Annotated in this window: 15 protein-coding genes and 1 pseudogene; 10 read left to right on the top strand and 6 right to left on the bottom strand. The window is 52.1% G+C overall.

Annotation, left to right across the window (positions count from 1 at the left end; all coding sequences use genetic code 11):
• Nucleotides 1-63: 63 nt before the first annotated feature.
• The 7 genes from AT746_RS17865 to AT746_RS17835 all read left to right on the top strand — a co-directional run bounded on the left by AT746_RS17865 (nt 64) and on the right by AT746_RS17835 (nt 8,800).
• Nucleotides 64-1,269 carry an aspartate aminotransferase family protein gene (locus tag AT746_RS17865; protein ID WP_062483227.1) on the top strand — a complete coding sequence of 402 codons (1,206 nt, stop codon included), beginning with the start codon at nt 64-66 and terminating at the stop codon, nt 1,267-1,269.
• A gap of 76 nt (nt 1,270-1,345) precedes the next feature.
• Nucleotides 1,346-2,374: an arginine N-succinyltransferase gene (gene astA / locus AT746_RS17860; RefSeq protein ID WP_062483225.1), complete on the top strand. Its 1,029-nt coding sequence runs from the start codon at nt 1,346-1,348 to the stop codon at nt 2,372-2,374.
• A 4-nt stretch (nt 2,375-2,378) separates the two neighbouring features.
• Nucleotides 2,379-3,851: a succinylglutamate-semialdehyde dehydrogenase gene (gene astD, locus AT746_RS17855; RefSeq protein ID WP_062483223.1), complete on the top strand. Its 1,473-nt coding sequence runs from the start codon at nt 2,379-2,381 to the stop codon at nt 3,849-3,851.
• A 230-nt stretch (nt 3,852-4,081) separates the two neighbouring features.
• The gene (locus AT746_RS17850; protein ID WP_062483221.1) at nt 4,082-4,879 is read left to right on the top strand and encodes a DUF1338 domain-containing protein; all 798 of its coding nucleotides are present in this window, start codon (nt 4,082-4,084) and stop codon (nt 4,877-4,879) included.
• A gap of 519 nt (nt 4,880-5,398) precedes the next feature.
• Nucleotides 5,399-5,902 (top strand): RNA polymerase sigma factor, encoded by a 504-nt coding sequence (locus AT746_RS17845; protein ID WP_062483218.1) that lies wholly within the window; start codon nt 5,399-5,401, stop codon nt 5,900-5,902.
• 2 nt (nt 5,903-5,904) lie between these two features.
• Nucleotides 5,905-6,297: a DUF6768 family protein gene (locus tag AT746_RS17840; RefSeq protein WP_062483216.1), complete on the top strand. Its 393-nt coding sequence runs from the start codon at nt 5,905-5,907 to the stop codon at nt 6,295-6,297.
• Nucleotides 6,298-6,439: 142 nt separating this feature from the next.
• Nucleotides 6,440-8,800, top strand: coding sequence for a zinc-dependent metalloprotease (locus AT746_RS17835; RefSeq protein WP_231730971.1), 2,361 nt, complete (start codon nt 6,440-6,442; stop codon nt 8,798-8,800).
• 189 nt (nt 8,801-8,989) lie between these two features.
• Here the strand turns inward: AT746_RS17835 and AT746_RS17830 are convergent, their stop codons facing one another.
• On the bottom strand, nt 8,990-9,781 hold the full coding sequence (locus tag AT746_RS17830; protein WP_062483212.1) for a PEP-CTERM sorting domain-containing protein: 792 nt from the start codon (nt 9,779-9,781) through the stop codon (nt 8,990-8,992).
• Nucleotides 9,782-10,141: 360 nt separating this feature from the next.
• Between AT746_RS17830 and AT746_RS17825 the strand changes: the two genes are divergently transcribed.
• The gene (locus AT746_RS17825; protein WP_062483210.1) at nt 10,142-11,191 is read left to right on the top strand and encodes a hypothetical protein; all 1,050 of its coding nucleotides are present in this window, start codon (nt 10,142-10,144) and stop codon (nt 11,189-11,191) included.
• Between the two features lie 288 nt (nt 11,192-11,479).
• Here AT746_RS17825 and AT746_RS17820 read toward each other — a convergent pair whose 3' ends face one another.
• The 5 genes and pseudogenes from AT746_RS17820 to AT746_RS17800 form a co-directional block, all read right to left on the bottom strand.
• Nucleotides 11,480-13,033, bottom strand: coding sequence for an amidase (locus AT746_RS17820; protein WP_062483208.1), 1,554 nt, complete (start codon nt 13,031-13,033; stop codon nt 11,480-11,482).
• A gap of 70 nt (nt 13,034-13,103) precedes the next feature.
• A complete protein-coding gene (locus AT746_RS17815) occupies nt 13,104-13,874 on the bottom strand; it encodes a substrate-binding periplasmic protein (RefSeq protein WP_062483206.1) in 771 nt (256 codons plus the stop codon).
• Nucleotides 13,875-14,246: 372 nt separating this feature from the next.
• Nucleotides 14,247-15,290, bottom strand: coding sequence for a hypothetical protein (locus AT746_RS17810; RefSeq protein ID WP_062483204.1), 1,044 nt, complete (start codon nt 15,288-15,290; stop codon nt 14,247-14,249).
• Nucleotides 15,290-17,542 (bottom strand): dehydrogenase E1 component subunit alpha/beta, encoded by a 2,253-nt coding sequence (locus AT746_RS17805; protein ID WP_062483202.1) that lies wholly within the window; start codon nt 17,540-17,542, stop codon nt 15,290-15,292. Before AT746_RS17805 ends, AT746_RS17810 begins: the two co-directional genes overlap by 1 nt.
• Nucleotides 17,543-17,738: 196 nt before the next feature.
• A pseudogene (locus AT746_RS17800) lies at nt 17,739-18,913 on the bottom strand (acyl-CoA dehydrogenase).
• Between the two features lie 232 nt (nt 18,914-19,145).
• On the opposite strand from AT746_RS17800, the gene AT746_RS17795 reads away from it, so the two are divergent.
• Together AT746_RS17795 and AT746_RS17790 are read left to right on the top strand one after the other, a co-directional pair.
• Nucleotides 19,146-19,976 carry a LysR family transcriptional regulator gene (locus tag AT746_RS17795; protein WP_062483200.1) on the top strand — a complete coding sequence of 277 codons (831 nt, stop codon included), beginning with the start codon at nt 19,146-19,148 and terminating at the stop codon, nt 19,974-19,976.
• 200 nt (nt 19,977-20,176) lie between these two features.
• On the top strand, nt 20,177-20,887 hold the full coding sequence (locus tag AT746_RS17790; RefSeq protein WP_062483198.1) for a DUF1028 domain-containing protein: 711 nt from the start codon (nt 20,177-20,179) through the stop codon (nt 20,885-20,887).
• Nucleotides 20,888-20,939 lie beyond the last annotated feature (52 nt).

Here is a 20,939-nt window from a genome sequence, read left to right as displayed (position 1 = left end):
GGAAATCTGGAATAATAGCGGCATTTTTCGCCATGCCACCCGCAAAGCAAGAGGTAGATATAAATGAAAGTGACTCGTGAACTGTTTAATGAGGTGATGGTCCCCAACTACAATCCGGCGGCCATGATCCCTGTCAGAGGCAAAGGTTCCAGAATCTGGGATCAGGAAAATATTGAATATGTGGACTTTGCCGGTGGTATTGCGGTGAATGCCCTGGGCCATTGCCATCCTGAGCTGGTGGCGGCACTTAAAGAACAAGGCGAGAAACTCTGGCACCTGAGTAACGTGTTCACCAATGAACCCGCTATCCGTCTGGCCAAAAAACTCACTGACCTGACCTTTGCTGACCGGGTTTACTTTGCCAACTCTGGTGCCGAAGCCAATGAAGCGGCGCTGAAACTGGCCCGCCGCTGGGCGCTGGATCATCATGGTGAAGATAAGAACCAGATTATCTCCTTTAAACAGGGCTTCCACGGTCGTACTTTCTTCACGGTAACCGTAGGCGGGCAACCGGCCTATTCCGATGGCTTTGGTCCTAAGCCGGGCGCCGTAGAACACGCGGTGTATAACGATCTGGCCAGCCTCGAAGCGTTGATGTCGGATAAAACCTGCGCCGTGATGATGGAGCCACTGCAAGGGGAAGGCGGTATTATCAGCCCGACACCTGAGTTCGTTAAAGGTGTGCGTGAGTTATGTGATAAGCACAACGCCCTGCTGATTTTTGATGAAGTGCAGTCCGGCGTCGGCCGTACCGGCGACCTCTATGCCTACATGGGCCTGGATGTGGTGCCGGATATTCTGACTACAGCTAAATCTCTTGGTGGTGGTTTCCCCATTGGCGCCATGCTGACCACTAAAGATATCGCCGAAAGCCTTAAGCCTGGTACTCATGGCAGCACTTATGGCGGTAACCCGCTGGCGTGTGCTGTGGCTGAGCGGGTGCTGGACGTGATCAATACCCCGGAAGTGCTGGGAGGGGTGAAGCATAAAGAACAACTTTTCCGCGATGGTCTCAATGCCATCAATGAAAAGTATCAGGTATTCAGCGAAATCCGTGGCAAAGGTTTATTGCTGGGTGCCGCGCTGAATGAAAAATATCAGGGTCGTGCCCGTGACTTCCTGGTTGCTTCTGTGGATGAGCAACTGATGTGTCTGGTCGCCGGTGCCAATGTGGTGCGTTTTGCCCCATCTCTGGTTATACCTGATGAAGATATCAAAGAAGGCCTGGCCAGATTCGAACGTGCCGTGGCTAAAGTCGTCAACGGCTGATTCGTTCCTGATCACAAGCAACCCCTGCATCTCAGCAGGGGTTGTCTTTCCCCGATATAAGCAGGAGTAAGCGACCATGATGGTTATCCGCCCAATCCGGAGCAGCGACTATGATTCGTTGCATGACATTGCCGTTGAGTCGGGCATAGGTTTTACGTCTTTGCCGGTCAACGAAGAATTGCTGCGCAATAAGATTGCCAGTTCAGAAGCGTCTTTTGCTGCCGAGGTGAGTGAACCCGGTGAGCAGAGCTACCTGTTTGTGATGGAAGACACAGACTCAGGAAAGGCTGTGGGCACCAGCGGTATTCATGCGGCAGTCGGGCTGGATGATGCGTTTTATCATTATCACCTGAGTAAGGTGGCGCATGTATCCCGTGAGCTGAATGTGTCGAATCTGGTGGAAATTCTGACCTTTTGCAATGACTACACCGGAGTGACCGAGATCTGCACGCTGTTTTTACGGGAAAAGGCCCGCAAAGGCAGTAATGGCAGGTTGTTATCCAAGTTTCGTTTCCTGTTTTTACAGGAACATCAGCATCGTTTTGCAAAAACGGTGATTGCGGAAATGCGCGGTGTTTCTGACGACAAAGGTAATTCGCCGTTCTGGCAGTGGCTGGAAGAACACTTCTTTTCCATGGACTTTCCTACTGCCGATTACCTTACCGGTATCGGCCAGAAGGTGTTTATTGCCGAGCTGATGCCCAAGTATCCGATTTATGTCAGTCTGCTCAGCAAGCAAGCCCAGGCCGTGATCGGCAAAGTGCATGAAAAAACACGCCCGGCGTTGCAGTTGTTGCAGTCGGAAGGATTCTGTTGCCGGGGATATGTGGATATTTTCGATGCCGGCCCCACCGTCGAAGCGGATCTTCAGCATATCCGTACAGCCCGTATCAGCCGCCGGTTACCCATAAGAGTGGGTGACACTCAGGACGCAGCAACCAATATGGTCATCAATACCAGAGTGGAAGATTTTCGTGGCGTGGCCACGCCATTGCTGGTGGATGAATCGAAACAGGAGGCCATCATTTCCGCTCAGGCAGCCAGTGCATTAAACCTGGCAGACGGCGATATGGTGCGTTTTGCTCCGCTAAAGATAAAAGGATAATCCGATGACAAAAGCACAATTTATTAATGGTCAGTGGCTCCCAGGTGAAGGCCATGACATGGCTTCGGTTGATCCGGCCAAGAAAGAACAAATCTGGCAGGCAAAGTCTGCCACGCCAGCTCAGGTCGAGGCGGCTATTGGCTCTGCCCGGGTGGCCTTTGTAGGCTGGGCTGAGCGCAGCTTCGAAGAACGCCTGGCGGTTGCCAAACGCTTTGCTGAGCTGTTAGGTGAACACAAAGACGAGCTGGCGCTGACTATAGCCCGCGAGACCGGCAAGCCATTATGGGAAACCGCCACCGAAGTGGGCGCCATGATCGGTAAGGTGGCGATTTCAGAGAAGGCCTACCATGAGCGTACCGGTACAGTGGAAAACCCTATGCCGCTGGGTAAGGCCTTTATTCGCCACCGCCCCCATGGCGTGGTGGCGGTATTTGGCCCGTATAACTTCCCGGGTCATTTGCCTAACGGCCATATTGTACCGGCGCTGTTAGCCGGCAATACCGTGGTCTTCAAACCCAGCGAACAAACCCCGCTGGTGGCACAGAAAACCATCGAACTATGGGAGAAGGCCGGTCTGCCAGCCGGTGTGCTTAATCTGGTGCAGGGTGAACTGGAGACCGGCAAGGCGCTGGCTTCAAATCCTGATATTGATGGTTTGTTTTTCACAGGCAGTTCACGCACCGGTAAATTGCTGCATGAGCAGTTTGGCGGTCATCCGGGCAAGATTCTGGCGCTGGAGATGGGCGGTAATAACCCGCTGCTGGTTAAAGATGTGTCTGATATCGACGCCGTTGTACATGACATCGTGCAGTCTGCCTTTGTGACCTCCGGCCAGCGTTGTACCTGCGCCCGTCGCCTGTTTATCGAGAAGAGTGAGCAGGGCGATGCGATTCTGAAGCGTCTGATTGAAGTGACCAGGGATATCGCGGTAGGTGACTATGATGCCGATCCGCAGCCCTTTATGGGCGCGATGATTTCTTCTGCTGCGGCGAAAATGATGGTATCTGCTCAACAGCAATTACAGGCCCTTGGCGGTGAATCGCTGGTGGAAATGACACACCTGGATCCTGAGTCCGGTTTTGTCACTCCGGGTATTATCGATGTGACCGCGATGCTGGACAAAATGCCCGATGAAGAGCATTTTGGCCCGCTGCTTAAGGTGGTTCGTTACAGCGATTTTGAACAGGCTCTTGATGAAGCCAACAATACAGTATTTGGTTTGTCTGCAGGCCTGTTGTCTGACGATGCTGCGCTGTATCAGCATTTCCTCAGACGCATCCGTGCCGGTATTGTTAACTGGAACCGGCCGATTACCGGCGCCAGCAGTGCGGCGCCCTTTGGCGGCATAGGAGAAAGTGGTAATCACAGAGCCAGTGCCTATTATGCGGCTGACTACTGCGCCTACCCCGTGGCTTCAGTGGAGCTGGAAAAAAGCCAGCTACCCGGTAGCCTGAACCCAGGCCTCAAGTTTAGTTAACGAAAATTTAACAGTCTCATAACAAAAAGGCGGCGAAAGCCGCCTTTTTCTATGTTAAATGCCTTATAGCGGCGCTTTTCTGGCTGGAATTGTATAACTTTCACTTCTGACTGTTTTTTGTTCAATGCTGCTGTATAATAGAGCCTGTCTGACATTGGGTTGGTCATGAGTTTTGTCTTTACCAGCTAAATGTCACATTACACTCTTTAAGTATAGGATTTTTAATTATTATGCATACCAGTATAGAAAGCCTGTTTTCAAACCTTTGGCAGGATTATGTTGCCATGACCCCTTCCGCTGAGAAAGTGCATCAGCTGCTCGGCGACGGTGATGAATTGATCAATGATCATGTGGCTTTCCGTACCTTCAATCTGGATAAAGTGAATCTGGATAAGCTGGCTGCCCATTTCCTGGCCCTGGGTTATGAAGAAAAAGGTCAGTATGATTTTGAGCAGAAAAAGCTCAAGGCCAAACATTTCGAGCATGCTGACGACACCAAGCCCAAAGTCTTTATCAGTGAGTTACTGGTTGAAGAGTTTTCTGAGCAGGTTCAGCAGATTATTCACCGGATGGTAGACGCTATTCCTGCCGATGCAGTGAATAAAGAAGATTTTCTGTACTCCGGTACCCACTGGCAGGTAAGCAGCGAAGAATATCAGATATTACTGGAAGAATCTGAGTATGCTGCATGGGTTTCGGCCTGGGGTTTCCGCGCCAATCACTTTACCGTCAGCCTGAATCACCTCAAGCATTACAATATGCTGGCAGAGGTGAATGAAAAGCTCAAAGAGGCGGGTTTTGAACTCAATACCTCCGGTGGCGAGATCAAAGGCGGGCCGGACGTACACCTGGCTCAGTCGTCCACCATGGCCGATAAAATGACGGTGAAGTTCAGCGACAAGGCTCTGACCATTCCGAGCTGTTTTTATGAGTTCGCTGAGCGCTTCCCGTTGCCGGACGGTAAGCTATACAGTGGCTTTGTGGCCGCCTCAGCCGATAAGATCTTCGAGAGCACGAACGCCAAGTAACGCCTCGTAAAAACTCAGACTCTGAAAAACCCGCAGTTATGCCGATAACCGCGGGTTTTTTTACTTAATCCGGTTGATACGAATTTGCTTGCCGGGTGTCGCCCTGAGTAGCCCGTGATGTAGCGAAGCAGAATCCGGGAGCAGAGCACTGTGATACCCCGTCATCCAGCCTTCTCCCTCGTCATCCTGACGAAAATCAGGATCTCTAAGGGTCTAGCACCAAAGCCTGTATATGATCCCGCCAAGGCGCAGAGAATAAAACACCTTATCACTCTGCGCCCCAGCGCCTCTGCGAGAGAAAGAGATAAGATCACTCTGATTCCTCCGGGCTACGGATCTTGTAACCCTTTTACATCTCTGTGTTCTTCGTGCCTCTGTGGTGAAATGATTTTTTCGTGGTTTTCACTACCAACAAGTCTTTCTCAATTTTATGGATAATCTGGCGATTTATTGCGAACCCCTTGGCGACCTCGCCCGTCCTTGTAGTAGATTGAATAAAAATGACTAAAGGCAGTGGAGATGGAAAAAACGCAGGTCGCCCTTTGGGTGATGGAGGCACAGCAAGGCAGCAAAGCCAGCCTGGCGGCCCTGTATCAGCATTTCCAGCCACTGTTATTCAGCTATGCGTATAAATCCTGCAATAACAGCTCGTTAGCTGACGATGCCGTACACAATGCGTGGCTAAAAGTTATGCATGGCCTGAAAAAATTACAGGAACCCCATGCCTTTCGCAGCTGGCTCTACCGTGCCGTTCGCTGGCAATTGCTCGATCAGGGACGACGTGTTCAGCATCAGTCTTTAGATGATGACCAACTGATCGCAACCTCAAGGGAGAAGGATTTGGATTTACTCAGGCTGGTGAACCAGCTGCATGGTGATGAACGTGAAGTCATAGAACTGTTTTACCTGCACGAATTAAGTATTGAAGAGGTCAGTGACATTTTGCAACTGGCATCCGGCACCATTAAATCAAGATTATTTCGCGCCAGACAGACGCTTAAACAACTCTACAGTGGAGAATAACCATGGATTTCGATAAAAAATTACGTCAGCAGCTGCAGCAGGAAAGCAAACAGCTGGAACAAAAAATGGATCAACAGCCGGGTCTGTTTGAGATGCTGGGGCAGGCCTATAGCAGCAAGATGAAAGTCTGGATGTACCTTGTTGGTGCAGTGGCATTGTTACTCTCGGCACTGATGCTTTGGTCCGGCTATCAGTTTTTCTTTGTAACAACCGATGCGGGCCTGGCCCACAAGCTTCATTTTGGGGTGTTGTTGCTGCTTAGTACTATGGTGCAGATTGCCCTGAAAATGTGGGGCTTTCATGAAATGAACCGTCAGTCGCTGCTGCGGGAGATTAAGCGGCTGCAACTGATGACCGAGCGACTGGGGGATCGGGACCAGGCTGACGGAGTATAGTTCAGGCCACAATCAGTCCGTTTGCCCGGGCTTTAATACCAATCATCTATGCGGATTGGCATAAGTGTTGGGCCGTGTCGCGGGTGGTGGTAGGCTAAGGGGAAGTTGCTGACATTTCAGAAAAACAACAATGAGACCAACTATGCGCATCATTACTTTGCTTTTTACCGTTCTGCTTTCATGTTCACTTTGGGCGGCCGGGGTGAAAGAGTTCACTCAGGGCATGCAGCATCATCAGGGCTATTTCGATTTCTACTACCACAGTGAAGAGGACAAAGTCTTTCTGGTGGTGGATAAACTCGATACACCCTTTATTTTCCAGAGCAGCCTGCCAAGGGGCATCGGCTCCAATGATATTGGCCTGGACAGAGGTCAGCAGGGAGATACCCGGCTGGTGCAGTTTGAACAATATGGCAACAAGGTGCTGCTGAAACAACTGAACACCTATTATCGCGCCGATTCAGATAATGCTGCCGAACAGCAAAGCGTAGCTGAGGCCTTTGCCAGCTCGGTAATTGCTGGCCTGCCCATAGTGGCTGACTCCGATGGCAAAGTATTGGTCGACTATACAGAGTTTCTGCTGTCGGATATTCACCAGGTCAGCGAGCGTCTGACAGAAACCGAGCAAGGCACCTATAAAGTTGATGCCAAACGCAGTGGTGTTCATCTGGATCGCAGCAAGGCCTTTCCCCGCAATACCGAGCTGGAATCTCTGGTGACCTTCGCCGGAAGCAAAGCCGGAGACTATGTTAAGCAGGTGGCACCTGAACCCGCTGCGGTGTCAGTGCATCTGCATCACTCGCTTATTGCTCTGCCTGAAGAAGGTTATCAATCCAGGCCATTCCATCCTTACTCAGGTTACTGGAAGGTGGAGTTTATGGATTACGCCGCCGCTATTGACGAGCCGATGGTGAAACGATTGCTGCCCCGGCACCGGCTGGTTAAAAAAGATCCCACCGCAGATATCAGCGAAGCTGTTGAACCCATAGTCTTTTATCTCGACCCCGGTGTACCCGAGCCGGTGCGTACCGCCCTGTATGAAGGGGCCATGTGGTGGGATACGGCCTTCGAACGCATAGGTTATAAGAATGCCTTTCAGGTCAGGCCCTTGCCGGCAGACGCCGACCCTATGGATGTGCGTTATAACGTGATCCAGTGGGTGCACAGGGCAACCCGTGGCTGGTCTTATGGGCGCTCGATTACCGATCCGCGTACCGGTGAGATCATCAAAGGCCATGTGACTCTGGGTTCTTTACGGGTACGTCAGGATTTTTTGATCGCCAACGGTCTCACCAGCCCTTTTGATGAAAATGCCGATACCAGTGAGCAGCAGGCCATGGCGCTGGCCCGTATTCGTCAGTTATCCGCCCATGAAGTGGGCCATACGCTGGGGATCATTCATAACTTTGCCGCCAGCGCTAATGGCCGCGCCTCGGTGATGGACTACCCCCATCCGCTGGCAGAAATTAAAAACGGCAAAGTGGTACTGAACAACGCCTACCGTGAAGGCCTGGGTGAGTGGGATCTGTACGCCATCGAGATAGGCTATGGGGAGTTTACCGATGAACAAAAGGCGATGGCAGAGCTGGTTGCTAAGGCCAAGGCACAGGGGCTGGAGTATATGGCCGATCGTGATGCCCGCCCGGTTGGCGGTGCCAGTGCCATTGGTCACCTGTGGGATAATGGCAGCGATCCTGTTGCCGAGCTGAAGCGATTATCTGAAGTACGCAGGCTGGCGTTGCAGAACTTTGGTCTGAACAGCATTGCCGATAAGCGGGCGTTGTCGTCACTACAGGAAGCCCTGGTGCCCATCTATCTGTTACATCGTTATCAGGTGGAAGCCGTAGCTAAACAGATTGGTGGTGTGCATTACGAATATGAACTTAAAGGGGAATACAGCCAGCCCAAAGGTGTCAGACCGGTATCAGCAGATAAACAGCAGGCGGCACTGAGTGCATTGCTGGACACCATCAGCCCTGAATATCTGGCCTTGCCCGGGTCGCTGTTGGAGCTGATTACACCCAAGGTTTATGGGGATCAGGAAGGTCGTGAGAGCTTTAAAGCCCGCACCGGGCTGACCTTTGATCCGATCTCGGCTGCCGAAGCTGCCGCCAATAATACCCTGAGCCTGTTATTACATCCGCAGCGACTGAACCGACTCACTCAGCAACAAGCAGTGGGTGGTATAGATGGCCTGTATAACGCGTTACTGAAAAGCACCTTTGAGCACAAGTCACAACAGGGTTATCAGCGACAGATACACAACAGAGTCCTGCATATACTGGTGTATCGCTGGATTGATGCCATGGCACAACCGGAGTTAGCCCCTGAAGTGCGCGCGGATATGTATGCGGCACTTACCGAGCTTGAAGACTGGCTGGATGATAATGATAACAACAGTCAGCATAAGTACCTGCAACAGCAGGTAGAGAATTATCTGGAGAATGGTGAATGGACGCCGCTGTTTAAGCCATTGCCACTGCCACCGGGCTCACCAATCTGAAGATTACAGAGATCGCCGGGCAATGTTCCTTACAAGCCCGGCAAACTGGCCATCCTGAACACTAATATTCCGGGAGAATTTTATAACAGCTTTAGCTGGCACGCGAAGCGGGTGAGTATCAAGAACTATAAAAAAACGCCAGCGTTGCTGGCGTTTTAGCTTGCAGGTAGAGTCTATTTCTTTATTTCTTTATTTCTTTTTAAACTTCCGCGCTGCGGTTAATCCCAGCAGGCCTGACAGTAATAGCATCAGGGGTGCCGGTTCCGGTATTTCGGCGCTTCCCCCCTCACCAACAATAATCTGCATACTGGTGCGGGCTAACTCGCTGCCATCAGAGGCGAAGGCTGCCAGGAAGAAATCATAGGTACCATCTACAGTAGGATCGAATCCGGTAAGAAACCAGTGAGGTTTCCATGAATTCTGGGCCACATTAAAGCTGCCGATATTGGCCGAGTAATCCGCCGCCGCAGTGGCTGCACCGCAGTCTGTGGCCAGGCCGCCACCATTGCCGGTGCCATTGTTACCCAGCGCATGATCGAAGCAGGGCGCACCATTGATCACATCAAAGCTGTCAGCAAAATTGGTCGACAGAGACGGATCGCTGTCCAGGCCCAGCAGAAAGGTCAGATCTGAGAGGTTGTACCCGCTCGAATCATCAAAATTTGTATTGATTGACCATTCGAAGCTCCATTCTGCGGTCGGGAATGCCTGGGTTGGTGCAACACCGGGGTTAAAGCTATAGGTGCCATCACCGTTACTGTTAAATGTGTTCTCTGGTGCGCCCGCTGCGTTGTGACGCAACTTACCGCGTAAACCCAGTTCAACACCATTATTCTGATCTACGGTAAAGCTGCCATTGGCGTTGCCGCTGCCAAAGATCACATCAGGAGTCACATTCTGGTCAAACATCAGGGCTGCATTGGCGGAGCCGGCTCCGAGTACCAGAGCCAGGGAAAGACCTTTTAGTATTTTGTTCTGCATTGTTATTCCTTCAAATCAACAAGTGTTTTTGTTCTATCCGTCTGTTTTCGTTGGCACTACTCAAAGCCGTGAATGAACAGCCTGTGTTCCTTGTTGGCTGAAGAGCTGATATTGGACGATGCACCTGTTTGGATGAATAAATTAATTGCCAATAGAGCTCACAAAGGAATAAACATGCAATATTAACGCCCCTTTTAATATCTATAAAAAACAATGTGTTAAACGATGCTCTGGTCAGGCTTGTCAGAAATGCTGACAGTGAACCCCATATTTTTGTAGTGGCACAGTGGAATTTACTGGTGCAGTTGGACAGTGAATATTATGCTCCGGAGAATGTTTCATTAACGGATAACGATCTTTATGTATCAGCTAAGCGAAGTGCTGGATCTGCTTAAAATACTGATCCGAGAACCCAGTGTGGTGGGTGCGGAGCACAGCTTCTTCCGGGTATTGCAGCGGGAGCTCGAAGAGCGCGGCGCCCATGTGACCTGGTACGAGGGGGTGCTGGTGGCGCAGGGTCAGGATCCTTACAGCACCATGTTCTCAGCTCATATCGACCGCCATGGTTTGATTTGTACCGGCCCCGACGAATTTCAGTATGCCGCCTTTGTGGCGGGAAACCGCTCGGATTTACTTGGCAACTCAGTATCGGAGCAGTTGATCAGTAAGATTGTGGATCGCTTTGATGCCACCCCGGTAATGGCCTATGAACCCTGGTCCGGTGCCTATCGTGGTAGTGGAAAAATAGCATCGAGTTATGTCTGTGAGCGACGTAATAACCTGATTTTCACCCTTGAAGGTATGCAACATCTGGTTGCCGGCACGCCGGTGGCCTTTGCCGATAAGCTCAGGATCACCGACAACAGTGTCAGCGGTCAACTGGACAATGTGTTGACAGCCGCTTATCTGGTGCATTTGTTCAGTCTGGGCTTTCAGGGCACGGCCTTTTTTACCGCCCAGGAAGAAGCCGGCAAAAGCTGGCGTTATCTGCTCGAATGGTTCCGGCGCTTTGGCAGCGGCACCAACAGGCTGGTGGTGGTGGATACCAGCCCTTATCCGGATCGTGGCGAGGCTGATCGTCAGCAACTGGTGCTCAGGCATAAGGATGCCAATGCGGATTTTGATCCGCAGCTGACCAGTACACTGGCAGATTTATGCCAGGCGTCAGGGTTAAGCTACAGCTACAAAGATGAGTATATCGAGCAGAAAAATGCCTTGCTGACACCCGGCCAGTCACCTCAGTCACTTGGCAGTACCGAGATGGGGCGGATTATCGCTGCCTCCAGAGGCGTAGTGACAGGCACCACTTTGCAGATACCTACCACCGGCTATCACACCATGGAAGAAACGGCGTCGCTGAAATCCTGTGAAGCCTTTCTGACCCTGCTGAAGCGCCTGGCGGGGGTGTAACCTTATACGGATTTAATAAATCTCACCGCAGAGTCGCAGAGGGCGCGGAGAAGGAACCGAAGTTATAACCCTGATAGCTCTGCGTGCTCCGTGGTTAATTCTGCTTTTCTCAAAGGAGACGCATATCTCAGGGTGTGGCTCCCGGATTTCGTTTCGCTACATCCGGGCTACTCCAACTGGCGAGTTATGTGTAGCCCGTCAAGGAGCAAAGCGGATTGCGGGGCTAATACCGTGCAACTATAGGGCGCTGGAAGCCCGATAACAGCATTCAGACATGACTGAGCGCCGTTACAAAGGCGGTGGTTTGCGGTGTTGGCTGGCTTGTTCGTAGCCATAGGCCGCTTCAATCAGCACCGGCTCTGAGTTGGCGGGGCCGAAGAAACTCAATCCCACGGGCAGAGCAGGGCTGCCTGGTACTTCGATAAAGCCCATGGGCACTGTGATATGGGGGTAGCCTGCCACAGCGGCAGCAGAGCTGGCCGAACCCATATAATGATCGCCATTGACATGATCGATCTTCCAGGCCGGGCCCACAGTTGGCGCGATAAGGACATCAAGCTGATGTTTCTCCATCACCGCGTCGATACCTTCTTTTCCAGCTAGACGTTTTGCCCGCTCAAGGGCTTGTTGGTAGTCTTGCTGTTGATCTTCAGTGCGTTCTTCGGCCATTTCAAACAGCTCCTGACCGTAAATGGACAGCTCAATATCTGAAGCCTGATTGGCAGCAATCAGATCGCTCAAATTAGCATAGGGTAAGCCTGTGCCTGCCAGATACGCAGCCAGATCTGTTTTAAACTCGTGTAGCAGCACAGTAAATTCATCTTCTGACCATTTGCGCAGGGTTTCGATATTGGCATCTTCCACCAGAATGGCCCCCCGGGCTTCTAAAATCTCCAACTGGGCCTCAAACTGTTTGTCGAGTAGCTCATGATAGCCAGTCAGATTGCGCACGATGCCGATACGTTTGCCCTTCAGGCCTTCTCCCTGCAGATGACTGAGCCAGTCGGTATTGGTAGCAAAGGAAGCCGGGTCAGCGCTGTCTTTTCCCTGCATGGATGCCAGCATAATAACAGCATCTCTGAGGGTGCGGGCCATGGGGCCTGCGGTATCCTGACTGTGGGCGATGGGAATAATGCCATCGCGGCTGATAAGTCCTAAGGTTGGCTTGATGGTAACAATGCCATTAACAGCCGCAGGGCACACCAGCGAGCCGTCGGTCTCGGTGCCCACTGCTATGGTCACCAGGTTGGCGGCTACTGCAATAGCAGAACCGCCACTGGAGCCACAGGGGGAGGTGGTGGGATCATAGGGGTTTCTTGCCTGGCCGCCTAAAGCGCTCCAGCCAGAGCTTGATCGCTCACCACGGAAATTGGCCCATTCAGATAAGTTTGCCTTGCCCAGAATAATGGCACCAGCCTCCTTTAGCCTGGTGACCACAAAGGCGTCATCGGCGGGCAGATTATCTTTAAGCAGCTCAGAGCCTGCGGTGTTGGCCAGGCCCACACTATCGATATTGTCCTTAAGTAACACCGGAATACCATGCAACGGACCTGAAATTTCGCCCTGAGTGCGTAATCTGTCCAGTTCTCTGGCACGCTGTACTGCGTCTTTATTGATGCTGATTATTGCCCTTAATTCAGGCCCCTGACGGTTATATTTTTCGATCCGGTGCAAATAGAAGTTCACTAACTGCTCAGAGCTTAGCTCGCCCTTGTTCATCCGCGCCTGCAAAGAGGTCACATCGGCTTCAATCAGATCAGCATAATCGGGCTGAGTCGATGTAACAGCGCAACTACTGAGCAGCAGTATCAGTATAAATGACAGTGAAATATGATTAAGCATTGGGGAACCTGAACTTGCTGTTTTGTCACTACTTTACGGATTTTTTCTGTTCGGTGTGAAGGTTTTTGCCTTAGTTATCGTTTTCTATCGGTGACACACGGCCCTGAGGTAATTGCTCAAGCCTTTCTTTGATCCGATACTTGCTTTTTAATCGCTGGATCTCAGTCTGATGCTCAAGCAAGAACTTATCAAACTGTTCAATAATTTGTGGATGCTTTACGCTGGAAAGGTGATAGCTGCCCAGGGTATAAGGCAGGTTCAGTGCCGGTAACAAGTCACCTTCCCTGTCTGATTGGCGTAGAATATGACTGCCCACGTTATATTCCACATCAGCCGCATCAACTCTGCCTTTTAATACCAGACCTATGGCTGACTGAGCGTCCGGGACCTCTATAAGATCAATTCTGTCTGCTGAACGGCTTAACCAGGCTACGGGAGTAAAACCGTGAATTATGGCAACACTGCGGATATCTTCAGGCCTGGCATCGGCCAATTGCGGGCGGATCATCGCCGTGCCCAGATTGCCGGTCACGGCCTGACTGAAATAACGCTGTGGTGCTGTACCCTGATATTGCACCCAGCGCGGATGATCCGGATAGATAAAATCCATGCGCCGGTCCAGTTCATGATAAAGACGCTTGGGTGGCAGGGGAACCATTTCCAGCTTAAGGCCAGAAATCTCAGCGAAAAGCACAAAAACCTCATTAGCAAAGCCACCCTCTGAATCAGGTGAAAAGTCATAATGGGGATAAAAGTTGATGGCCTCTATACCAATCAGGTAACGCTCGGCCTGCAGGCTGAAGCTGATCAGAACAAGACACAGGGTTAGTTGCCTGAACATAAGACATGAAATGGCGACACCATAGTTTTAGTCTAACCAAAAACAGCAGAGATGCGGATATGTTTTAACCGGTTACTCTGTTGTGATTGAAGTATTCATCCACCATGCCAAAAGAATCCGAAAGTAGTTTGATCTCGCAGAGGCGCTAAGAACGCAGAGGTATCAAACAGTCACCATTTTGTCTTAGCAACTTTACGTCTCTGCGCGAGTGAGCTTCAGCGAGTGTAGCCTGTAAGTAGCGCAGCGGATTACAGGAGGGGGAGTGCTGGACAGGCCCGATAACAGCACTCGGGCATGACTGAAGGGATGGCATTTTCAGGGCATTGTCCCCGGATTGCGCTTAGCTGCATCCGGGCTACGATTGATAATGTCTCAGCTTGTCACCAAAGGGCGCTGTTCCGGCATACCCATGGCCAGTAACAGCGGATCCTGCTGCTGACGACTGATAAATCCGGCCTTGTCGGCAATGCCCTGCCAGCGGTTCTGGATCAGGCACTGGCCGGTGGCGCCGCCTAAGGTGGCACCGGGGCCGAGAATAATCAGCTTGTCGGGGGCAAATTCTTTTAAAGCCACAGAGATGGCAGCGGAATAGTCATAGGGTGCCACCACCTGCGTATCCAGAGTATAGCGATACAGGGCATCCAGCTCGGTGCTGTAAGGTTGCCAGATCTTACCCTGGCCGTCGATCAGCGGCAGGTTTGGTTTGCTGAACAGCGATGCAGGCAGGATCTGCCGGGCTTTTTCGGAAATGCCTCTGAGCAGCGGGGTGTGAAAGGCAGCATGGTTAAATAACCGCATAGGGTACCTGTCCTGTACCTTGGGCAGGCGCTGCTCCATTTCTTTAAGACCCTTGTCGTTGCCGCCCAGTACCAGATAACCGCCAAGGTGAATCGAAACATAGACTTCGGCACCACTCTGGTTATTGGCCTCAGCCATCCAGTTCTGGATATCTGCCTGCAGCGCCCTGTCCGGCAGCCAGTTTTCATCCACCACGGGGTAGATCATCTGCCCGCCAATCAGTTTACCGGCCATCATCGAGCCCATGGTATTAATCAGCTCGATGGACTGTTGTTCGCCTAACGCCCCCGCCATGGCCAGAGCAATATACCAGCCCATGGAATTACCGGTGACCGCGACAATCTCATACTGTTCGGTGTCGATGGCTTCAAAATCTCCTCGGGCGCAGGCATAGATCAGGGCCGAGGCATTCTCACCGGCGGTATGCTGGCGCATATTGTAGGCGTTCATGGCGTCCAGCTCGCTCACTGGCATCTGTCCCTGGCTGTGGCGATAGCTGTCAATCACATCCAGAATATGGCCTTTGTCAGCGTGATTACGGCGAAAATAACCCAGTTCGTCTTTATTGTAGGTGCCCCGGCCCGGGCAAATGACCACGGCGGTTTGTTTAGTGCTCATCAGCCTACCCCACGTATGTTGTTATTTTTCTTACTGTTGTGCTGAACCATGCTCTGAGCCAGTTCCACTATCTGCTCTGTACCGGGCAGCACCTGATAACTGGCATTGCCCAGCGGAATAAAGCTGTCTTCGGCGCATAATCTTGTGATCATTCGTTGTTGCTGACTGGCCTGATCCGCTTCATGCAACAAGGTCACCAGCGCTTCGCTGACCGAACCGCTCTTGCGGCACTCATCCACAATCAGCACCTTATCGAAGCCCAGAGCATGTTCAACAATGGCCTTTTCATTCAGTGGCACCAGCCAGCGCAAATCAAGCACTGTGCAGTGAATACCCTTCTGTTGCAGGATTCTCTCGGCCTGACGGCTGAGATAATAGCCATTGCCATAGCTGATAATGCACAGGTCCTTGCCGTCGCCGTAGCGGCCCGGCTCGCCGAGGGCGATGGGTTGGTTCTGTGCCGGTGGCAGATACTCAAAAGACCAGAGGTTGTCGCCTTCCTCGTGCAGATCTTTTTTCATATACAGGGCGATGGGCTCGAGGAACACCACCAGGCGCTGCTCTTCTTTAGCCAGGCGCACACATTCGCGCAGCATGGCTACGGCGTCGGCGCCATTAGAGGGGCAGGCCAGGATCAGTCCGGGAATATCACGGAACAGGGTAAAGGAATTGTCATTGTGAAAATGACCGCCAAAGCCTTTCTGGTAGGCCAGCCCTGCGATACGGATCACCATGGGGTTGGTATACTGACCGTTGGAGAAAAACGACAGGGTAGCCGCTTCGCCGCGAATCTGATCTTCGGCGTTATGCACGTAGGCCAGGAACTGGATCTCGGGGATCGGCAACAGGCCGTTATGGGCCATACCGATGGCCATCCCCAGTATCGATTGTTCGTCGAGCAGGGTATTGATGACTCTGGGCACACCGAATTTCTCGCACAGTTTGGCGGTAACATTGTAGACGCCGCCTTTTTTTCCTACATCTTCACCGCAGAGGACGATTTCCTGATGCTGAGCCATCAGATCCATCAGTGCCCAGTTGATCAGCTTGGCCAGATGCTGAGGCTTGCCAAGATTGTGTTTTTCATGGGCAAACAGGGCTGCGCGTTTATCTTCTGCTACCGGATTAAGTGCCGGAAGCTGACGTTTGGGCGGGATCACAGAGGCAAGCACCTGCTCCTTGTTAACCAGTCTTGGACGGCTGGCCGCTTCTTTACTGATACGTTGTACCCGCTGTTCCACCTCGTTATACAGGGCGATAATCTCATCGCCACTGAGAACACCCTGCTCCATGAGTATGGCGGCACTGTGCAACAGCGGATCCTGTGCTTCGGTGCTCTCGATAGCATGCAGGTTGCGGTAGGCAAATTCAGAGTCGGAGCCGGCATGGCCGAGCAGTCGCACCGTACGCATATGTAAAAACAGCGGCTTGCGGTGTTTACGCACCCAGTTCGCTGCCTGGCTGACAGTGTTAAAGGTATCCAGCAGATTCAGGCCATCACAATAGCGGTATTCCAGTGCGGCGCGATTGGCAAAATTAGCGTGGATCCAGCCCTGCGGGGTAGGGGTGGAAATACCGATGCCATTATCTTCACAGACAAACAGCATGGGCATGGGCACCGACTGATAGGCCGCCCAGCAGGCTGCATTAATGGCACCCAGCGCAGTGGAATGGTTGGCCGATGCATCGCCGAAACTGCAGTACACAATGCCGTCTTTGGGTATCACCGATTCGGTGCCGAGCTTTCTGCTCAGGGCAATACTGTGGGCCGTACCCATGGCCTTAGGCAGATGAGAGGCAATAGTGCTGGTTTGCGGTGGAATAAACATCTTCTTGCTGCCGAGCACCTTGTGGCGACCGCCGGAGATGGGATCCTCAGCCGAGGCTGCAAAAGACAGCAACATATCAAAAAGGGGGGTACTGCCCGGGTATTGTTTGGCGCGCTGAATGGCAAAGGCACCGCTACGATAATGCAAAAAGGCCATATCGTCAGGACGCAGGGCGGCGGCACAGGCGGCATTGCCCTCATGGCCGGCACTGCCGATAGTATAAAAGCTCTGCCCCTGCTTTTGCATGCGCCGGGATTCAAGATCCAGATGCCGGCTCATTACCTGGGTTTCAAATAAATCCACCAACTGGCCGTGATTGAGGCCGGCGTCAACCGTGGTCATCGGCAGCGCCGGTCTGGGCAGTGCATTTTGCTCAATCAGACGGATCAGATTCTGTCTGACGATACTATTGCGATCCAACATCTGTCACTCCTGAATACCGCCGCAGCGCAGGTAAAATTGATTGGCGGTTTAAATTTCTGCATCACTGTTGGCAGGTGCTGTCGATGCGATTCAGAACACGCGGTAAGTCCTTCCCTGGACGCTCCGCCACAGCGTCCATGCTGTGGAGGGTTCAGAATCACATCAACAGAACCTGACTCATAGTCTGGACATTGATTTAGCCGAAGGCCTGCAATCCGGTCTGTGCCCGGCCCAGGATCAGGGCATGCACATCATGGGTACCTTCGTAAGTGTTGACCGCTTCGAGGTTCATCACATGACGGATCACATGGAATTCATCGGCAATACCGTTGCCGCCGTGCATATCCCGGGCAACCCGGGCAATGTCCAGGGCCTTGCCACAGGAGTTGCGCTTAATCAGCGAGATGGCTTCAGGGGCGAGCAGATTCTGATCCATCAGGCGTCCGGCCTGTACACAGGCCATCAGGCCGATGGTGATCTCGGTTTGCATATCCGCGAGCTTTTTCTGGATCAGCTGAGTAGCGGCTAAGGGGCGGCCAAACTGCTCCCGATCCAGAGTGTACTGGCGGGCCGCATGCCAGCAGAATTCTGCTGCACCCAGCGCGCCCCAGGCAATACCGTAACGGGCCTTATTCAGACAGCCGAATGGCCCTTTGAGGCCACTGACATTAGGCAGCAGGTTTTCTTCCGGCACCAGTACATTGTCCATCACGATTTCACCGGTAATGGAGGCGCGCAGCGAAAATTTCCCTTCGATTTTTGGTGCGCTTAAGCCGGGCATGCCTTTTTCCAGCACAAAACCGCGAATTTCGCCGTCAAGCTTGCCCCACACCACAAACACATCGGCGATAGGGAGTTAGTGATCCACATCTTGGTGCCGGTGAGCTTATAGCCGCCGTCTACTTTGACGGCGCGGGTGGCCATACTGCCGGGATCGGAACCGGCATTAGGTTCGGTCAGGCCAAAACAGCCGACCCATTCACCGGTAGCCAGTTTAGGCAGGTATTTCTGCCGCTGTTCTTCAGTGCCGTAGGCATGAATAGGGTGCATCACCAGTGAAGACTGCACGCTCATGGCGCTGCGATAACCACTGTCGACCCGCTCCACTTCGCGGGCTACCAGGCCATACACCACATGATTGACCCCGGCGCAGCCGTATTCCTCCGGGAGGGTGGCACCCAGCAGGCCCAGCTCACCCAGCTCATTCATGATTTCGCGATCGAAAATTTCTTCGCGATTAGCTTTGAGCACCCTTGGCATCAGCCGCTCCTGACAGTACTGATGGGCACTGTCGCGGATCATGCGCTCTTCTTCGGTTAACATGGATTCCAGTGATAACGGGTCTTGCCAGTTGAAAGCGGGTTTTGCCATAACGAATACACCTGATTGTTTACAAAAACGATTGCCTGGTAAAAGTGGGGTCAGAGTAAACTTTAACGCACAGTTCTATTTCTTTGGCTGAGCAATAGACAGAAAAGTTTACTCTGACCCCACTTTTTGTTCAGCCTGATACCGATACTAAGCCCAATTTAGCTAAAGGAATAGTACCAATTTTCTTTATTAGATATAGTCTGTATCTATATCTTGGCGGCATGGATAATCGATGGAATTACGTCCTCTGGCCCACTTTGTGGCGGTGTATGAACAGGGCAGCTTAAGCAGTGCCTCGCGGCGGCGCTTTATTGCTCAACCCTCGCTGTCGGCGGCGATTAAACAGCTTGAAAATGAACTGGGGCAGCAACTTTTTTTACGCCATGCCCGTGGTGTAAAAGCCACCGAAGCGGCGGAACAGCTCTATCCGCTGGCCAAGCAACTATTGGCTCAGGCCGATGCTATTCATTCGGTATTCTCCGGCGGTCTCAAAAAAGAGCCTTTCAGGCTGGGGGTCACCAAAGGGCTGGGGGTGAGCAGAATGAGTGCATTGCTTAAAGCCTTTACCTCGGCCCGTGATGCACTGGAGTTGTCACTGGTGCCGCCGGAGGATAGCAGCGACGCCAGAATCATCACCCGGGATCTGTTGCAGCAGGGCGAGCACTATCAGCTTATCTGGCAGGACAGTTACCAGTTAGCGGTGCCCGCCAATCATCCTTTGTCGTTGCAAAACACCATCAGTATCAATGACTTAACCGATATGGCCTTTATTCAGCGCAGCCCCTGCGAGGGCTGCGCGGCACTGCGCCACTTAGCCCAACAGGCCGGCATTAAGCTGGATATCCGCGCCCGTATTCAGACCATCGAATATGCCCTTGGCCTGGTCAGCGCCGGTGTGGGCTGTGCGCTGGTGCCGGTACACGAAGAGCTGCACAGCCCGGATATTCGTTTTGTACCCCTGCAGGGTCTGGAACTGAGCCGGGAAATCGGCCTGGCCTGGCGCCAGCAAACAGAAATTATCAGCACCTTTATCAAGCTGGCGCTGGATAGTGGTGGTGGCTAGATCTGGCTTCCTGGTACAAATGAATTTGCGTCAAAGTATCATTTAGAAGGGGGGGATGTCCCCAATTGGTAGGAATACCCCACTATTTGCGCGCAAAGGTTGCCGGCGTCGGAGGGAATTAAACCTTTTCAGAATAAAATGCGACTAACAATGGGTTATAAAACAAAACTTACAACCCATACCTGAGAGGGGGGGGGACAATGATGTTCACCAGCATGAGAATACAATCTGCTTCAATTCTGTTCGTGCTTGCAGCACTTTTTAGTTTTCCGGTTTATGCCACCTGGTCGATTATAGGCGTTGATCGGGGCACCGGTGAAATTGGCATTGCTGGTGCGTCCTGTACCTTTGACGTATCAGGCGTTGCTTCATTGGTTCCCAAAAAGGGGGCCATTGTGGTGCAGGCGGCGAGCAACTACTTTGCGCGCATGGAAGGTGTAAAGAAAATGCAGGAAGGCGGTTCTGCCGGGGAAATTCTTGCAGCCATGCAAATCGATAAGTTTAATCCCGAACGCCAGCAATACGGCGTGATCCTGCTTCGGCATGAAGACCAACCCCTGGTGTATTCCGGTAAAGATATTAAGCCGTGGAGTGGTTCAAAAACCGGCGATGATGTGGCGATCCTGGGCAATATCTTGGTCGATAAAGAGGTCATTAATCAGGCTTACGCCGCCTACGAAAAGGGGCGCAAAGAAACCTTTACCCATCGGCTGATGGATGCGCTTAAAGCCGGAGAAGAAAGTGGCGGAGATAACCGTTGTGACAAACAAGCTGCACGCTCCGCCTTTATCTCTGTTTACGATCCTGAAACAGACGCCATAACCAAGTTGTCTGTTTATGGCACTGAGCAAGGCGGCAAACCCGCCGTTACGCTGTTAAAAAGACAGTTCGACAGGCTCTATCAAAACTAAAAATTGGTACTCCTGGCGCCAGTCACAGCATTATTCATGAACACAATGATCG

The sequence above is a fragment of the Lacimicrobium alkaliphilum genome (assembly GCF_001466725.1).
In the GTDB taxonomy this organism is placed as follows: domain Bacteria; phylum Pseudomonadota; class Gammaproteobacteria; order Enterobacterales; family Alteromonadaceae; genus Lacimicrobium; species Lacimicrobium alkaliphilum_B.
This window is presented reverse-complemented; position numbering and strand designations above follow the sequence as displayed.

Bases quoted from the DNA above. Each gene is read 5' to 3' on its own strand.
- AT746_RS17865 (WP_062483227.1), top strand. From the start codon at position 64: ATGAAAGTGACTCGTGAACTGTTTAATGAGGTGATGGTCCCCAACTAC.
- astA (WP_062483225.1), top strand. From the start codon at position 1,346: ATGATGGTTATCCGCCCAATCCGGAGCAGCGACTATGATTCGTTGCAT.
- astD (WP_062483223.1), top strand. From the start codon at position 2,379: ATGACAAAAGCACAATTTATTAATGGTCAGTGGCTCCCAGGTGAAGGC.
- AT746_RS17850 (WP_062483221.1), top strand. From the start codon at position 4,082: ATGCATACCAGTATAGAAAGCCTGTTTTCAAACCTTTGGCAGGATTAT.
- AT746_RS17845 (WP_062483218.1), top strand. From the start codon at position 5,399: ATGGAAAAAACGCAGGTCGCCCTTTGGGTGATGGAGGCACAGCAAGGC.
- AT746_RS17840 (WP_062483216.1), top strand. From the start codon at position 5,905: ATGGATTTCGATAAAAAATTACGTCAGCAGCTGCAGCAGGAAAGCAAA.
- AT746_RS17835 (WP_231730971.1), top strand. From the start codon at position 6,440: ATGCGCATCATTACTTTGCTTTTTACCGTTCTGCTTTCATGTTCACTT.
- AT746_RS17830 (WP_062483212.1), bottom strand. From the start codon at position 9,781: ATGCAGAACAAAATACTAAAAGGTCTTTCCCTGGCTCTGGTACTCGGA.
- AT746_RS17825 (WP_062483210.1), top strand. From the start codon at position 10,142: ATGTATCAGCTAAGCGAAGTGCTGGATCTGCTTAAAATACTGATCCGA.
- AT746_RS17820 (WP_062483208.1), bottom strand. From the start codon at position 13,033: ATGCTTAATCATATTTCACTGTCATTTATACTGATACTGCTGCTCAGT.
- AT746_RS17815 (WP_062483206.1), bottom strand. From the start codon at position 13,874: ATGTTCAGGCAACTAACCCTGTGTCTTGTTCTGATCAGCTTCAGCCTG.
- AT746_RS17810 (WP_062483204.1), bottom strand. From the start codon at position 15,290: ATGAGCACTAAACAAACCGCCGTGGTCATTTGCCCGGGCCGGGGCACC.
- AT746_RS17805 (WP_062483202.1), bottom strand. From the start codon at position 17,542: ATGTTGGATCGCAATAGTATCGTCAGACAGAATCTGATCCGTCTGATT.
- AT746_RS17795 (WP_062483200.1), top strand. From the start codon at position 19,146: ATGGAATTACGTCCTCTGGCCCACTTTGTGGCGGTGTATGAACAGGGC.
- AT746_RS17790 (WP_062483198.1), top strand. From the start codon at position 20,177: ATGATGTTCACCAGCATGAGAATACAATCTGCTTCAATTCTGTTCGTG.